This window comes from Chitinophaga jiangningensis (assembly GCF_900142605.1).
In the GTDB taxonomy this organism is placed as follows: domain Bacteria; phylum Bacteroidota; class Bacteroidia; order Chitinophagales; family Chitinophagaceae; genus Chitinophaga; species Chitinophaga jiangningensis.
Genome location: NZ_FRBL01000002.1, coordinates 14880 through 30480, shown reverse-complemented (window position 1 = coordinate 30480; position 15601 = coordinate 14880). Strand labels below are relative to the sequence as shown.

The following is a 15601-nucleotide window of genomic DNA, read 5'->3' as shown; positions in this document are numbered from 1 at the left end:
GGCATGGGATATGGTGGCTATAAAAAGCAGTAACATCAATACAACACTACGGGGCATGCTGACAGAATTTGATCAGACTGCTAAAGTACGTATTGTATGCGGTTCCTCAAAGGAGGTCGGACGTGTCGTGGATGTGATGTAACCGGAAATCACTGAAGTTAACGCCTGCATTGTTTTTAAAGAACTTGCTGAAATGTGCGAGGTCGTCAAAACCGAGGGCATAGGAAATCTCTTTCATACTCTTTTTCTCCTGCACCGCCAGCCTTTTAGCTTCCAGGATGATACACTGCTGAATATGGTGGCTGGCCGGAAAGCCGGAAGATTTTTTAATCACCTGGTTCAGATAAGTAGGGGAGATGGCAAGTACCCGTGCATACCATGATACTTTCCGCTGGTTGATGAAATGATTATCGAGAATCCTGAAAAAGTCGCGGGTGATTTCCTGGTCGCGGCGTGTAGCCTTTTCCGGTACCATACGCGCGCCCCAGTTGCAATAGGCCAGCAGTACCTTTATCCATCCCAGTATTATATTTTTAGGGAGAGATGTGTGTCGTGTGCATTCTTCGTGTACCAGTTCCAGGATCGCTTCCAGCGCGGCGGCAGCCCCCGGATCCAACAGGTGGCAACAGGGCCGGTCCATAAAATTGTACTGATAGCGTGTATACGTGCCCGTGGTGGTCATGTGAAAGTAAGCCGCGGCAATACTGACTTGGTAGCCTTTAACATCTCCCTGAATAATAACTGATTTTGACTGCCCCGGAATTAAAAGGCATACAGTGCCCGGTGTAAGTACTACCGGGAGCTCATTTACGTGCATGGTTAAATTGCCTTCCTGCACCCAGATGATTTCCATGCACGACAACCGGTATTCCATATCGGAAGTAGAATGGAGGGAAGAAATAGTAATTGGGTTATCTGAACCGGCTACAGTAAAACTCATTTTTTAAACTATAATGCAGGATCACCCATGCTATTTACATGCCTTTTTTCAATTGGTTGAGCAGCAATAATTTAATAAAAACACAGGTTTTTACTTTAGCCATATTTGGCTAAATAGCATCGGAGATTGACGAAATATGGTGACTACAATGATATCGCAATACCCGGTTCAGGGAAAATCGTTTTCTCCCATACTGCTGCATCTTGCTGTAAGGATTTCCTGAGTACCGGTTCTTTTTCCTTGAAATGTGTCCAGCCACTGAAATGCACCGGTATTACTCGGGCAGGATTCAATTCATGGATCGTCTTTAACAGGTCGCGACTATTGAGTGTATATTTTCCCCAACCCGTAAGATACCTGAATTGTACTGCACCTACATGGAAAATGCCGATATCGATTTTAAACCGCTGTCCAATTTCGCGCAGGCCTTTGAAATAAACCGTGTCGCCGGAAATATACAACGCGCCTTGTGATAGCAACGGGCTTTCTATCACAAACCCTATTACTTCTCCGGCGAGGAACTCAGGTACCCACCAGGGATGATGCTGGGCAGGGGTAGCTGTAATTTTTAAATGCTGATCTTCTATGGAGAAGGTTTCCCAGGGTTGTAGTCCTTTTGCATTGGGTAAAGTTTTGGCCGCAGCGCGGGTGGACAATACCAGTGGCACCTGCTCCGCCAGCTTTCTGCCTTCCCGGTCAAAATTATCCTTGTGTTGATGGTGACTGAGCAGCACCAGGTCAATATCCGCAGCAGATACTGCAGCCGCCGGCACTGACGTCTTCCTGGAAAAACCTCCGGAACCATGATAATACAGCTTCCCCGGTGCATCCAGGGTAGGGTCAGTCAGGATTTTATAACCAGCGATATCGATGAGCACACAGGCGGTATCGATGTGGGTGATGGTAATCATACTTTTGGGATCAGGTATTTAAAGGTAGGGCATATTGCCGGCAACACCAAGGTAGGAATCATGCATGGCGATGTATATTTCGTTTCAACCCCTGTTTTCTCACGTTCATCGTATTTATTTTCCCGGCCCGGGGTTTCGCATTTCCTTTACAAAAAACTCAATACCATGAAACACAAAAAAATATTATTTGTGGTGCTGCTGGCGGTAATAGCGCTTAATGGCTGTATTACCTGTCTGCACCCGCTGTATACCCTCAAGGACCTTGTTTTTGATGCACGCCTGCTGGGCACCTGGAAAGATAGCGCCGGTGAAAGTACCTGGAAGCTGGAAAGTGTGGCAGCCATAATGAAAGCCAAAGGAGACACTACTACCTTGACCAGTTTCGCAACTAAGCTGGTTAACGACAAATCGTATATGCTGACCTACACGGAAGGGAAACAAAAAGCCGAATTTTTATTTAACCTGTTAAAACTCGCCAACAACTATTATATTGATATTTATCCGGCAGGGATGGGGGCCGATAGTAAGCTGGTGGAAGACTATTATATGCCGGTACATACTTTCGGCAGGATAAAGGTGGAAGCCAACAGCTTTAACCTGGAATACATGAACGCGGAGTTGATTTACAAATTATTATCAGAGAACAGGATAAGAATAAAGCATGAAAATGTGGAGTATGGAAGCCTGATTACAGCTTCTACTCAGGAGCTGCAGCAGTTTGTGATTAAATATGCCGGCAATAAGGATTTCTACAGCGAACCAGTTACTTACAGGAAAATAAAGTAGTAAATGAAGCTTAGCAGCGTTTTACTTTTGCGATTGCTTAAAAACAGGGTATGCCAGCATATCCTGTTTTGGGATATTTCCTACTATTACCTCCTCGTATTCTTTTCTGCGGAGAGCCCGCAGAAAATTGACCTGATTTATACCACGGTGTTTCATTTGCCATTGGTGACAGGTGTATATATCAACCTGGATATACTGATCCCACGACTCCTGCGCCGTCAGCAATATTTCGTGTATGCGATATCGGTAGTGGCATTGATTGCCCTCACTGCGGGTTTTAATATGCTGCTGTTCAACAAGGTAGTGGATTATATTTTCCCGGGATACTTCTTTATTTCGTATTACAGCTTTACAGAGCTGGTGCAGTTTGCGGTAATTTATGTAGGGCTTACCACACTACTGAAGCTTTCCCGTGGCTGGTTTCAGCTGATGGAGTCGGAAAACAGGCTGATGCGGCTGCAAAGTGAAAAAGCCGATACAGAGCTGTTGTATTTGAAGTCGCAGATAAACCCGCACTTCCTGTTTAATACGCTTAACAGCATCTATTCCCTGTCGCTCCGCAAGGATGACAAGGTGCCGCCTACTTTGCTGAAGCTGGCGGCAGTGATGCGCTACATGATTTATGAATCCAATGATGCATTGGTGCTGCTGGAAAGCGAGATCAATTACCTGCGTGATTACATCGCGCTTCACCAGGTGCGTAATGCAGGTAAGGCGGATATCCGTTTCGAGGTAAATGGAGACGCAGGGAAAAGCAGGGTCGCTCCCTTTATGTTCATTGTATTTGTGGAAAACGGTTTCAAACACGGTGTGGAAGCGGGCATGAATGATACCTTCCTGCATGTACGTATGGATATTACAGGGAGAGATTTATATCTCTCTGTCAAAAATAACAAGGGGCTGGTAGATGAAACCGAAAACGACGCACACAAGGGACTGGGGCTGCAAAACGTGAAACGCCGGCTGGACATGCTCTATCCAGGTCGCCACCAACTGGTAATACAGGAAGATGATGTCACCTATGCAGTGACATTGCAGCTGCAATTACATGATCACCAAAATCAACCTTCATGAAAATAAAATGCCTGATAGTAGATGATGAAGTTTTATCCCAGGATGTAATTGAAGCATACATAAAGGAGTATCCTGTATTGGAATTAGTGCGCAAATGCAGTAATGCGATAGCAGCGCTGGAAGCATTGCGGGAGGCAGAGATACAGTTGATATTCCTGGATATTAAAATGCCTAACCTCTCCGGTCTGAATATGCTGAAAATGATTCCGGCGCCACCCTGTGTGATCTTCACCACGGCCTATGCCGAGCATGCGGTGGAAGGCTTTGAACTCAATGCGGTTGATTACCTGCTCAAACCTTTTTCGTTTGAAAGATTTGTGCAGGCGGTGAATAAAGCCCGTCATAAGATGGAGCTGGAGCAGGTGGCCGCAAGTGGCAAGCATATAGCGGCAGAATTTATAGTAGTGAAATCAGACAAAAAGCTGCATAAAGTAAATTTTGAAGACATTACCTATTTTACTTCGATCGGTGATTACCAGAAAATTTTCCTGAAAAACGGCAGAGTGATTGTGACCAACGAAACGATGAAGCATATGGAGGAAGCACTGCCATCAGCGCGGTTTTTACGGATTCATAAAAGTTATTTGGTGGCGGTGCAGGCCATTCAGTATATGGAAGGGAATCAGCTGGTGGTGGATGGTGTTGCTTTGCCGATAGGGTTGAAGTATAAGGAGCAGGTGATAGAGCGGTTTGGAGGGAGGGGGTGAATGGAATAAATATCCCTTCTTAAACGAGATTCCTCATCGGTGAGGCTGAAAGTGTTTTTTTTTGATGGTAGTTTATTAATTACAAAAAAAAGCGCTTCGCGCGCAGCGCGACCCCTCTCAACTCACACCGAAGGTGTGAGTTGCAAAACAAAAAAAGCCCCGCATCACAACCTGCAGGGCCCTTTCAACTTCAATAATACAAACTATACTAAAAAATAAAATTCGTACTTAAAAAATCGGAGCTATGCTCTTTCAGGATGTTTTCCAGCAGCTCCTTATTGGTGTCATTATTTTTAGTAGCCACCAGTGACCTGATAGAGAAAGAGCGCAGCGCATCATGCACGGATAAAGTACCTTCCGCACTGTCTTTACGGCCGGTAAACGGAAATACATCCGGTCCGCGCTGACACTGACTATTGATATTAACGCGACTCACCTGGTTCACCAGCGGATCGATGAGGGAAGCTACTTCTTCAGGGTTGTTGCTGAAGATGCTCACCTGCTGACCATGCGGCGATTCGATCAGGTAGTCGATAGTTTCTTCGATATCATCGAATGGCACCACCGGAATCACCGGACCAAACTGCTCTTCGCGGTACAATTTCATTTTATCGTTTACCGGGTACACTACCGCAGGGAATACGAATGATTCGTTGGTAGCACCACCGTGCTCGTTGATCACGGAGGCGCCATGTGCGGCAGCATCTTCCAATACCTCACGGATATACGCAGGCTTGCCTGGCTCCGCTACCGGGGTGAGTTGTACACCTTTTTTCCATGGCATGCCGAACTTCATTTTGGAGATGGCTTCGCTGAGGCTCGCATTAAACGCATCTGCTATGGAGCGGTGTACAAACACGATTTTAATGGCGGTACAACGCTGACCGTTATACGATAATGCGCCCAGGATGGTTTCGCTTACTGCCACTTTGATATCCGCATGCTCGGTAACGATGGCTGCATTCTTAGCATCCAGGCTGAGCACTGCACGGAGACGGTTCAGCTTAGGATGGTGCTTGCGCAGGTCGTTGGCTACCTTGCTGGAACCGATAAACGCCAATACATTGATTTTGCCGGTTTCCATGATGCCTGGTATTACCGCGGCACCGCGACCATAAATGGTGTTCACCACTCCTTTAGGGAACGATTCCATGAATGCGCGCAGCAGCGGATAGTGCAATAAAGTACCATGTTTCGGTGGTTTGAAGAGGATGGTGTTGCCCATCAGCAGCGCCGGGATCAGGGTGGTGAAGGTTTCATTCAGCGGGTAGTTGAATGGTCCCATGCACAGCACTACGCCCAGGGGTGACCGGCGGATTTGTGCAATGGTGCCTTCTTTGATGTCGAAGCGGCTGGAGCTGCGGTCGATTTCCTTGAGGGCATCGATGGTAGCGTTGATATATTCTATGGTACGGTCAAATTCCTTGATGGAGTCGGCGTACGACTTCCCAATTTCCCACATGATCAGCTTTACGATCAGGGTGCGTTGGTCGGTCATCTTCCGGGCAAATACGGAGAGGCAGTCGATGCGTTGTGCCAGCGGCATGGTAGGCCACTCGCCGCGGCCATTATCATACGCTGCCAGTGCTGCGTCCAGGGCTTCAAATGCTTCTTTTTCAGTACCGAGGGGGTAGGTGCCTATCAGCTTGCGTTTAAGTCCTTCAGGGGTAGGAATGTTTATTGGTGAATATACTTCGCTCACAGGACCGTCCCATGGCTTCATTTCCCCGTTTACCAGGTACTCTCTCTGGTGAATTTCTGTAATGCGGAATTCTTCGGGGATTTCATTTTCTGCAACAAAAATCTTTTGCAGCGATTCTTGAAAACTCATGTGTTCATAATTTATGCGTACAAAGTACACAAATTAGAACGAATAAATAGCATAGAATGTTTTGATATGGGTAGAGAAAAAAACTATTTCTAAGGGATTGCCGTCACTTTGGTAGGTCATAACTTTTTTATTTTCAACGATTAACCTTAATTTGCCGGATTAATTGACCGATAAGAATTAATACATTTATAACAAATACATCAAAACGGAAGTCATCTTATCAAGTTGGCCACATTATTACCGAAACCATTGTAAAACGGATACTTTTTAAAAAATATTTGCATGCCATTGACGAAAGTTATGATTACTGTGAAAAGTTACCCCACTTTATCTTCCCATTACGATGAGCAGCTGAGTATAGCAGGTTTCAGGGAAGATGGTACCTTCATCAGGATCTACCCAATCTCTTTTTCACAAAAAACTTACGAGGAACAATACCAGTTGTACGACTGGATCGAAATAGACCTGGAACGCAACCCGCGGGATTTCCGACTGGAAAGCTTCCGCCCGGTAGACCCTGAGCAGCCAGTGAAGAAGCTGGGGCACCTGGGTGCTGGCAACTACTGGCATGACCGTAAGGCGCTGGTGCAAAAACACATCTTCCGCAACCTGGATAATCTGCTGATGGAAGCCAAACACGAGGCTTTTTATACCTCCCTGGCGGTATTTAAGCCACAGCGGATACTGGGCATGGATATAACACCCACCGAACCGGAATGGGACAGCGAACGCCTCGCAAAAATGCAGCAGGAGAAATTTTACCCACACGTATTTATGCAGGAAGAAGAACCAATGGAAGCCTTTAAAAAAATACCATTCCAGTTTTCCTTCCGATTTTTAGATGATCAGCATAAAGAAATCAGCCTGCCCGTGGAAGACTTTCAACTGGCATCTCTCTACTGGAAACTGCTCAAAAAACAGCATGGGCCGGATAAAGAAGCGAAAGCAGCCGGCGAGCTGCGCAAAAAATACCTGCAGGATTACGTGCGCAACACCGACCTTCACTTTTTCCTCGGTACCACGCAAAACGTACATGCTTCCAGCAAGCAGCCGTTTACAATAATTGGATTGTTTGGGCCGGTAGCAGCACCGGCGGTGGTGCAGGGCAGTTTGTTTTAATAAAGTGTTTTATCTTTAAGTAACTATGATCACCGTACCCGATATCAACACTTTGTTTGAGACCTTCGAAAAACGGAGCCAGCCCATTCGCAACCTGGATAAACTGCGTATAGGCGACGCCGATTACCTGCCTTTTGTTACTAACTATAAAAGCCAGGAACTCTGTGCGGATATCATCTTACTGGATTATGAGGCCACCCTGCAGGAAAATCGTTACCTCGCGGATAACTATCCCGACCTGGCACCGGCCATATGGTTGTTTGCCCGCTCCGGTCAGGGCGACGAATGGTTTATTGACCGCAAAACTTTACAGGTGTTGTATTATGATCATGAAAAAGGGGAGTATGGCGATCTGAAGGACTTCCTGGAAATACCTGTTCGCTTTGCCGGCTTCGTGCAGTTGGGCCTGGTGATCCAGCAACTGGAAGACAGACTGGACATAGAAGACCTGTTGAAATTACAGGGAGAATATAAGGCTGCGCTGGAGCAGATACATCCGCTGCTTTACGGCGTGTATCCGTATAGGTATTTTGAAGATTAATGCTGACATTTACTCCACATAAAAAGGGCGATATCCTCACGGATACCGCCCTTTTCATTACTATTAAAACCGCCGGTTTTACCTCCAGCCACCACCTAAATCCCTGTACACATTCACCACCGCAGCAAACTGCTGCTGCTTGGTTTCAATGAGATCCAGCCTGGCTTCCAGCGCATCGCGCTGCGTCATCAGCACTTCTAAATAATCCGCACGGGCCGACTTAAACAAGTCATTTGAAATATCAATAGAAGTAGTTAAAGCTGCCACCTGCTTCGATTTCAGGTTGTAGCTCTTCTCCAGGTTGTCGATGTTGGACAGCTGGTTGGATACTTCCAGGAAGGCGTTTAAAATCACGCGCTCATAATTGTACATCGCCTGCAATTGTCGCGCATTGGCACTGTTAAACTCCGCTTTGATTGCATTACGGTTGATCAGTGGCCCTGCGAGGTCGCCCGCCAGGTTGTATAACAATGATTCAGGCAGTTTAAAGAGATAGGAAGGATTAAAAGCCTGGAATCCTATGCCGGCGCTAATACCCAGCGATGGATAAAACTCGGCCCTCGCTACCTTCACATCCAGTTTGGCTGCTGTCAGCTCCAGTTCTGCCTGTTTGATGTCGGGCCGGTTGGCCAGCAGTTGAGAGGGAATGCCAGCCGTAACCATGGCCGGTACGATGTTGAGGAACTCACTTTTATCGCGATCAATTTCCTGCGGATAACGACCCAGCAGGTAGTTGATCTTGTTCTCCGTTTCCTTGATTTTTTGCGCAATGTCAAATTCAAGGCTCTGCGACTTCAGCACCTCTGCCTCAAACTTCTTCACTGCCAGCTCCGTTGCACGGGTAGCCTCTTTCTGCGCCTTTACAATTTCCAGCGCGCTTTTCTGCAGCTCAATGTTCTGCTTCACAATCGTGAGCTGATTATCCAGCGCCAGCAACTCGTAATAGGAGTTGGCAATTTCAGCAACCAGGTTGGTGAGCACAAAGTTCCGCCCTTCTACCGTTGCCAGATACCTGGATACAGCTGCTTTTTTCGCATTATGCAGTTTTTTCCAGATGTCAACTTCCCAGTTGGCATAGGCACCAATACTTAAGTCGCCCAGCGGATCAGGTACTTCTTTCCCCGGCGTAATCTCGGTAGAAGCGTCACCGGCGCCCTGGCTGGTATAGCGACCCACCTTTTCCAACCCTGCGCCTGCTCGGCCGGTAACCGTTGGCACCAGTGCTCCCTGGCGGACACGGATATCGTTCCTGGCGATCTCTATTTCCTGTAAGGTGATCATCAGCTCCTGGTTATGTGCCAGCGCACTATCTATCAGCTTTACCAAATAAGGATCTGTAAAGAACTTACGCCATTCGATAGTGGCAGCAGTAGTGGTATCCTGCCCGTTGCCGTAGGATGCGGGCGTAGATCTGTTTTCTACCTGCTGCGTACCTACAGGCACCTTGCAGGCTGCAAAGGCCAGACCAAGGCCTAATATGCCCAGGTATCTATTATACATTGTGATCAATTTCTTCTGTTAATGGATTTTCTTCTTCGTCTTTTACAAACATGCGCTTCTCTGCAATCTTCCCGAAAATGAAATACAATCCCGGGATCACCACCACACCGAACACCGTACCGAATAACATACCACCGGCAGCTGCTGTACCAATGGTTCTGTTACCCAACGCACCCGGACCGGTAGCAATTACCAGCGGAATCAAACCGGCAATAAATGCAAAGCTGGTCATCAGGATAGGACGGAACCTCACCCTGGCACCCTCCAGCGCCGCCTGCTGCACCGTGTAGCCGTCGCGGTGCTTCTGCACGGCAAACTCAACAATCAACACGGCGTTTTTACCCAGCAAGCCAATCAGCATTACCATGGCCACCTGCGCGTAAATGTTGTTTTCCAGGCCCAGCACCTTCAGCAGGAAAAAGGCCCCGAAAATACCCACCGGTAAGGAAAGGATTACGGCTAAAGGAAGAATGAAGCTTTCGTATTGTGCCGACAGGATCAGGTACACGAAACCAAGACAGATCAGGAAGATCCACAGCGCCTGATGGCCCTGCGCTACCTGGTCCGCGGAAATACCCGCCCAGTCAATACCGTAACCTCTCGGCAGATCCTTCTTCGCTACCTCGTTGATGGCCTGAATGGCCTGGAAGCTACTGTAGCCTGGAGCGGAGGAACCACTGATCTCAGACGAGGTGTACATGTTATGCCGCGTGATTTCCGATAAGCCATACACTTTCTCCATCTTCATAAAGGCAGAAAAAGGTACCATCTCTTCTTTATCGTTCTTAACGTACAGCTTCAGGATGTCTTCCGGCAACGCCCTGTACTGCGGCGATGCCTGCACGATCACCTTGTAAAGGCGGCCAAATTTAATGAAGCTGATTTCGTAGTTACTACCGATTAAGGTCGACAACGTATTCATCGCATTGTCGATGGTAATGCCTTTCTGTTGCGCCAGGTCATTATCCACACTGAGCATATACTGGGGGAAGCTGGCACTGTAGAAGCTGAACACGGAGGTCAGCTCTTTTCTTTTCTTCAGCGCTTCCACGAAGTCGTTGTTTACCTGCTCCAGTTTTTTATAGTCGCCACTACCTGTTTTATCCAGGAGTCGCAGCTCAAAACCACCTGCTGCACCATAGCCTGGTACTGCCGGCGGCTGGAAGAATTCGATGTTAGCGCCCGTGATATCTTTGGCTTTCTCTTCCAGTTCCTCCATGATCTCGGTTACCGAATGCTTACGTTCTTCCCAGCTCTTCAGGTTCACCAGGCAGGTACCAGAGTTGGAGCCCGTACCTTCTGTGAGGATTTCATAACCTGCCAGGGAAGAAACAGATTGTACGCCTTCTACGTCTTCTGCAATTTTCTGTAACCGTTCTGCGATCTGGTTGGTACGTTCCAGGGAGGAGCCCGGAGGCGTTTGAATAATGGCGTAGAACATACCCTGGTCCTCATTCGGGATGAAGCCGGAAGGCACGCTGTTATTCATGAAATAAGTACCAATACAGAAGATGATGAGTACGCCGAAAGTGACGATGCGCCTGTTCACGATCTTACCCAGCAATCCCTGGTACTTACCGGCAATCTTATTGAATCCGTTGTTGAAACCGTTCAGGAACTTGTTAACCGGCGTATTCTTTTTCGGCTTACCATGATTGTTTTTAAGAATCATGGCGCAGAGTGCAGGCGTAAGCGTTAGTGCCACAATACCCGACAGAATGATGGAGGTAGCCATGGTGATGGAGAACTGGCGGTAGAATAAACCCACCGGCCCCGACATGAACGCTACCGGGATGAACACCGCCGCCATCAGGAAGGTGATGGCGATAATGGCCCCTGCAATTTCATGCATAGCTTTTTTAGTGGCCTTCAGCGGCCCTATATGTTCTTCCTCCATCTTGGCGTGCACGGCCTCAATCACCACAATGGCATCATCCACCACCACCCCAATTGCCAGTACGAGGGCAAACAGGGTAATGAGGTTGATGGTGATACCAAAGAACTGCATGAACATGAAAGTACCGATCAATGATACCGGTACCGCCATAGCAGGAATAATGGTGGATCGGAAGTCGCCCAGGAAGAGGAAAACCACAATGCCCACCAGTATAAATGCTTCCACGAGGGTATGCAATACTTTCTCGATAGAGGCATCCAGGAACTTGGATACGTCGTAGCTCACCTCGTAGTGCATGCCTTTAGGGAAGGAGGCAGCCTGGATTTCGGCCATCTTAGCTTTTACATCCTTGATTACCTGGCTGGCGTTACTGCCATAGGATTGTTTCAATACGATCGCCGCGGATGGTTTACCGTTCAGGTTAGAATAGATGTCGTACATGGAGCTGCCAAATTCCACGTCTGCTACGTCTTTAAGGCGCAGCATTTCACCATTGGGATTGGAGCGCAGTACTACATTTTCGTATTGTTCCTTGGTGGTATAGCGGCCGGAGTATTTGAGCACGTATTCAAAGGACTGGGAGCGTTTGCCGGAGCTTTCGCCGGTTTTACCGGGAGAGGCTTCCAGACTTTGTTCACCGAGTGCTTTCATCACTTCATCCGCACTGATTTTATAGGCGAGCATGCGGTCAGGCTTCAGCCACACGCGCATAGCATATTCGCGGTTCCCGAGGATATCGGCCACACCCACACCTGGTACACGTTTCAGCTCCGCGAGGATGTTGATATCGGCGTAGTTAAAGAGGAACTTCTGATCGGCGTTAGGATCATCACTATACAGGTTGATATACATCAACATGTTGGATTCCTCTTTGGTGATCTTTACCCCTTCACGCACTACCAGTGGGGGCAGTTTGTTTACCACGGAGGCCACACGGTTTTGTACGTTGAGGGAAGCCTGGTTAGGATCAGTACCCAGGTTGAAGATGATCTGTAAAGAAGCCTCCCCATCGTTACCGGCGTCGGAGGTCATGTATTTCATGCCCGGCACACCGTTCATGGCTCTTTCCAGCGGAATGATCACGGATTTGATCATCAGCTCACCGTTGGCACCCGGGTACTCTGCCGTCACGTTTACTTTCGGTGGCGAGATGGCCGGGAATTGTGTTACGGGCAGCTGCATAATCCCCAGCACACCCAGAAACACAATGATGAGTGATATTACTATAGAGAGAACGGGTCTCTGAATAAATTTATTAAACATACTTAGTTGGCTTTGCCTGCTATTCAGCTTTTAACTTCAGGTGAGATAGCACTTCTTCCGGTTTTTTGAAATCGTAGTTGATCTTTTGGTCGTCTTTAACTTTCTGAACGCCGTCAAGCAGAATTTTGTCAGTGATGGCAAGGCCGTTTCCAACGATGTATAAGTCTGGCATTTCGCCGCTGATGTTGATGTTGCGGGATTTTACCTCATTGTTTTTGTCCACTACAAACACATACTTTTTGTCCTGAATTTCGTAGGTGGCTTTTTGAGGTATGATGATGGCGCGACTCATAGGCACGGTCATCATCACCTTACCGGTTTCTCCGTTCTTCAGCAATTTATCGGGGTTCGGGAAGCGGGCCCTGAACGCGATGTTGCCGGTTTCGTTGTCGAATTCTCCTTCAATTACTTCCACATCACCTTTGTAAGCGAGGGGGTGATTGTTGGCCAGGAGCAGGCTTACTTTACTGTTGCCGCGACCTTTCACATTCGTTTGGTATTCCAGGTATTCCGGTTCGGATACGTTGAAATAGGCAAACATCTGGGTATTGTCCGACAGGCTGGTGAGGAGTTCTCCCTCATCTACCACGCTACCGATCTTTTTAGGGATGCGGTCGATCACACCGTCGAACGGTGCCCGGATTTCTGTGTAAGAGAGGTGCAGCTTAGCCAGTGATACTTCTGCGTTGGCCTGGTCCAGCTTTGCCTGTGCTACTGCCTGCTCGTTTTTGGAAACGATGTTTTTCTCCACCAGTGCTTTGGTGTTTTGCAGTTCGATGGTGGCGGCTTTGGCTTCGGCTTCTGCTTTCAGCAGTTCGGCCTGGAAGGCGTTTGGCATCAGTTTAAAGAGCACCTGACCTGCATGTACGTACTGACCTTCGTCTACATAAATGGTTTGCAGGAACCCTCTTTCCTGGGCGCGGATCTCGATGTTTTTGACAGAACGGATCTGCGAAACATACTCTTTCGTAAAGGAAGTGTCTACTTCCATGGGACTGGTAACCGTATATTTTTCGGTTTCTTCCTTTTCCTCTTTTGCGGGCTGGCAGCTGGTGGCGTATATAACGCCCAGCAGGCCGGTGAACATGACGATCTTCTTCATGATATTAAATGGGTAATTAAGGCGAAATTTTGGTCAACTACGTGTTTGGATAAGGTAGGAACCGCAGGCTCCGGCCTTACCGTGATAAACCCTGATGGGATTTATCGCGAATGGCTCGTCAGTGACTTAAAATGAGTGGGAAACGGTTACCGGGCAGCATGCTGGCCTGACCTGCAATGGGCAGGGGCATACCATTGGCAACCGGTTACTGGTTGATATCAGATTCTGAGTACCCGTTGGGTAATGTAAATATTGGAAAGTTCTCCCCAGTCGGGCGGTGGGGTATGGTAGCACTTGTGAAGATCCCGCTCTGTAAAAAAGCTGGCAAGTGACAGGTAAAAGCAGGCGATGATGCGGTATTTCCTGGCAAGGAAAGTACTGCAGCTGTCGGACTCCACGTCATCTGTCATCATCAGTTTCTCCTCTTCTTCGAGGCTGGTATCCTGGATAATGGAGGCGTTGAGTTTAGTGAGTTGTTTGTGCTGGAGGTTTTTGAGGGTTACACTCCAAAAACTATGCAGGTGGCTGGCGGCATAGGCACGGTCATCTCCCTTGAAGAGAAAAAAAGATAAACATGCGAAAAATATTGCCACTCTCATTTGGGGGCCAAAAATAGTAAAAGTTTGAAATGAAAAAAATAAATTGAAGTGGTAACCCCCTCAAATAGTATTTGTTTATATGCAGATGTTACTGCTGCTGAGTTAAATGGTAATATTAAATATTAGTTAATACTCGAAAATGGGGGGCCTGCGAGCCTGCGGCTCGCAGGCCCCCCATTGGTTGTCGCCTTCGGCGACAACCAATGGGTTATAAAGACGACTCCCGTATAATCAAACTCGACTTTATCACAATATTCTCCAACTGCGAAATATCCACGTTCCCTTTCAGGTGCGCCAGCACATGCCTTGCAGCCACTTCCCCCATTTCAATCCCCGGATAATTAATAGTAGTAAGGGCAGGTGTTACCTGTCGGGAAATTATGTCGTTATTGAAGCCGGTAAACTTTACCTGTTGCGGTACGCGGCGGCCAAGGCGTTGCACTTCGTTCATGCAGGCGGCTGCGCAGATATCGTTGGTCACTACCACGCCATCGGCGTGCTGGCTCACCACTGCCCGCGCGGCACGTATGCCTGCTTCCTCGGTGAGGTCGTTGATAATAATATGCTCAGGGTTGAATTTTATTTTGGCAGATGTCAGTGCTCTTTTGTAGCCTGCCAGCCGTTGTTCATAAACGTTTCTCCGGAGGCTGCCGGATATAAACATGATCTGCCGCGCGCCCTGGTCCAGCAGGTGGCGCGTGGCCTGGTAGCCCGCCATTTCGTTGTTGATAGTGATGCAGAGCTGATCCATATCGGCCGGCACACGGTCGAAAAAAACCAGCGGTACACCTTTGGCCCTGCAGGCCTCAAAATGTGCAAGGTCGTCCGTATGCTCCGCAAGGGATACCAGCAGCGCGTCCACCCGGCTGTTGAGCATGGATTGCACGCTGCGGGCTTCGTTAGCCGCCATTTCGCGGGACTGACTGATCAGCAGGTTGTAACCCGCTTCGCTGGTAACCTTCTCCATGCCGGCAATGATCTGCGACATCAGGTAGCTGTCAAGCCGCGGCACTATCACCCCAATCGTTTGGGTGCTGTTGGTGCGTAAGCTCGCCGCAATGCTGTTGGACCGGTAACCCATGGCCTCCGCCGTGGCAATGATCCTGCGCTGCGTTTGCTGACTTACCGTATGATGCCCCTTCAGGCCCCTGCTGATGGTAGATGCGGCCAGGCCCAGCCTTTCGGCAATATCGTATATGGTCGTTTCCCTTTGCTTCATGTGAATTATTAACAATCGGTTGTTAAATATACTTTATTAATGGTCCCAAGAGGCAGTTATTATCTCCCTAAAATAAAAACAATCGATTGTTATTTTTTACTACTTTTATTGC

13 protein-coding genes are annotated in these 15601 nt (G+C 48.0%); 5 read left to right on the top strand and 8 right to left on the bottom strand.

The features are described from left to right. Positions 1 to 106: 106 nt before the first annotated feature. Together BUB18_RS04550 and BUB18_RS04545 are read right to left on the bottom strand one after the other, a co-directional pair. Positions 107 to 940 (bottom strand): helix-turn-helix domain-containing protein, encoded by an 834-nt coding sequence (locus BUB18_RS04550; RefSeq protein WP_073078581.1) that lies wholly within the window; start codon positions 938 to 940, stop codon positions 107 to 109. 143 nt (positions 941 to 1083) lie between these two features. Then, on the bottom strand, positions 1084 to 1851 hold the full coding sequence (locus BUB18_RS04545; RefSeq protein ID WP_073078579.1) for an MBL fold metallo-hydrolase: 768 nt from the start codon (positions 1849 to 1851) through the stop codon (positions 1084 to 1086). Positions 1852 to 2016: 165 nt separating this feature from the next. On the opposite strand from BUB18_RS04545, the gene BUB18_RS04540 reads away from it, so the two are divergent. Genes BUB18_RS04540 through BUB18_RS04530 form a run of 3 tightly spaced genes read left to right on the top strand, consistent with a single transcriptional unit; the run spans position 2017 to position 4418 of the window. After that, on the top strand, positions 2017 to 2637 hold the full coding sequence (locus tag BUB18_RS04540) for a hypothetical protein (RefSeq protein WP_143159829.1): 621 nt from the start codon (positions 2017 to 2019) through the stop codon (positions 2635 to 2637). A gap of 3 nt (positions 2638 to 2640) precedes the next feature. Then, on the top strand, positions 2641 to 3711 hold the full coding sequence (locus BUB18_RS04535; RefSeq protein WP_073078575.1) for a sensor histidine kinase: 1071 nt from the start codon (positions 2641 to 2643) through the stop codon (positions 3709 to 3711). Continuing rightward, positions 3708 to 4418, top strand: a complete 711-nt coding sequence (locus tag BUB18_RS04530; RefSeq protein WP_073078573.1) for a LytR/AlgR family response regulator transcription factor — start codon at positions 3708 to 3710, stop codon at positions 4416 to 4418. The genes BUB18_RS04535 and BUB18_RS04530 overlap by 4 nt, the downstream gene beginning before the upstream one ends. Before the next feature lie 208 nt (positions 4419 to 4626). On the opposite strand, the gene BUB18_RS04520 is transcribed toward BUB18_RS04530, so the two are convergent. Next, on the bottom strand, positions 4627 to 6249 hold the full coding sequence (locus BUB18_RS04520) for an NADP-dependent glyceraldehyde-3-phosphate dehydrogenase (RefSeq protein WP_073078570.1): 1623 nt from the start codon (positions 6247 to 6249) through the stop codon (positions 4627 to 4629). A gap of 282 nt (positions 6250 to 6531) precedes the next feature. Here BUB18_RS04520 and BUB18_RS04515 point away from each other — a divergent pair, with 282 nt between their 5' ends. Then, a complete protein-coding gene (locus tag BUB18_RS04515) occupies positions 6532 to 7368 on the top strand; it encodes a hypothetical protein (RefSeq protein ID WP_073078568.1) in 837 nt (278 codons plus the stop codon). A 25-nt stretch (positions 7369 to 7393) separates the two neighbouring features. Further along, on the top strand, positions 7394 to 7909 hold the full coding sequence (locus BUB18_RS04510; RefSeq protein ID WP_073078566.1) for a hypothetical protein: 516 nt from the start codon (positions 7394 to 7396) through the stop codon (positions 7907 to 7909). Positions 7910 to 7987: 78 nt separating this feature from the next. On the opposite strand, the gene BUB18_RS04505 is transcribed toward BUB18_RS04510, so the two are convergent. The 5 genes from BUB18_RS04505 to BUB18_RS04485 all read right to left on the bottom strand — a co-directional run bounded on the left by BUB18_RS04505 (position 7988) and on the right by BUB18_RS04485 (position 15489). Beyond that, complete coding sequence (locus BUB18_RS04505; RefSeq protein ID WP_073078564.1) at positions 7988 to 9409, bottom strand: TolC family protein; 1422 nt, start codon at positions 9407 to 9409, stop codon at positions 7988 to 7990. Continuing rightward, positions 9402 to 12569 (bottom strand): efflux RND transporter permease subunit, encoded by a 3168-nt coding sequence (locus tag BUB18_RS04500; RefSeq protein ID WP_073078563.1) that lies wholly within the window; start codon positions 12567 to 12569, stop codon positions 9402 to 9404. The genes BUB18_RS04505 and BUB18_RS04500 overlap by 8 nt, the downstream gene beginning before the upstream one ends. 19 nt (positions 12570 to 12588) lie before the next feature. Beyond that, positions 12589 to 13671, bottom strand: a complete 1083-nt coding sequence (locus tag BUB18_RS04495; RefSeq protein ID WP_073078561.1) for an efflux RND transporter periplasmic adaptor subunit — start codon at positions 13669 to 13671, stop codon at positions 12589 to 12591. 218 nt (positions 13672 to 13889) lie between these two features. Beyond that, positions 13890 to 14270, bottom strand: a complete 381-nt coding sequence (locus BUB18_RS04490) for a hypothetical protein (protein WP_073078559.1) — start codon at positions 14268 to 14270, stop codon at positions 13890 to 13892. Positions 14271 to 14478: 208 nt separating this feature from the next. After that, positions 14479 to 15489 (bottom strand): LacI family DNA-binding transcriptional regulator, encoded by a 1011-nt coding sequence (locus tag BUB18_RS04485; RefSeq protein WP_073078558.1) that lies wholly within the window; start codon positions 15487 to 15489, stop codon positions 14479 to 14481. Positions 15490 to 15601: the final 112 nt, after the last annotated feature.

Coding starts and splice junctions, on each gene's coding strand:
- BUB18_RS04510 (WP_073078566.1), top strand. CDS start 7,394: ATGATCACCGTACCCGATATCAACACTTTGTTTGAGACCTTCGAAAAA.
- BUB18_RS04490 (WP_073078559.1), bottom strand. CDS start 14,270: ATGAGAGTGGCAATATTTTTCGCATGTTTATCTTTTTTTCTCTTCAAG.
- BUB18_RS04505 (WP_073078564.1), bottom strand. CDS start 9,409: ATGTATAATAGATACCTGGGCATATTAGGCCTTGGTCTGGCCTTTGCA.
- BUB18_RS04515 (WP_073078568.1), top strand. CDS start 6,532: ATGCCATTGACGAAAGTTATGATTACTGTGAAAAGTTACCCCACTTTA.
- BUB18_RS04530 (WP_073078573.1), top strand. CDS start 3,708: ATGAAAATAAAATGCCTGATAGTAGATGATGAAGTTTTATCCCAGGAT.
- BUB18_RS04535 (WP_073078575.1), top strand. CDS start 2,641: ATGAAGCTTAGCAGCGTTTTACTTTTGCGATTGCTTAAAAACAGGGTA.
- BUB18_RS04520 (WP_073078570.1), bottom strand. CDS start 6,249: ATGAGTTTTCAAGAATCGCTGCAAAAGATTTTTGTTGCAGAAAATGAA.
- BUB18_RS04485 (WP_073078558.1), bottom strand. CDS start 15,489: ATGAAGCAAAGGGAAACGACCATATACGATATTGCCGAAAGGCTGGGC.
- BUB18_RS04500 (WP_073078563.1), bottom strand. CDS start 12,569: ATGTTTAATAAATTTATTCAGAGACCCGTTCTCTCTATAGTAATATCA.
- BUB18_RS04550 (WP_073078581.1), bottom strand. CDS start 940: ATGAGTTTTACTGTAGCCGGTTCAGATAACCCAATTACTATTTCTTCC.
- BUB18_RS04540 (WP_143159829.1), top strand. CDS start 2,017: ATGAAACACAAAAAAATATTATTTGTGGTGCTGCTGGCGGTAATAGCG.
- BUB18_RS04495 (WP_073078561.1), bottom strand. CDS start 13,671: ATGAAGAAGATCGTCATGTTCACCGGCCTGCTGGGCGTTATATACGCC.
- BUB18_RS04545 (WP_073078579.1), bottom strand. CDS start 1,851: ATGATTACCATCACCCACATCGATACCGCCTGTGTGCTCATCGATATC.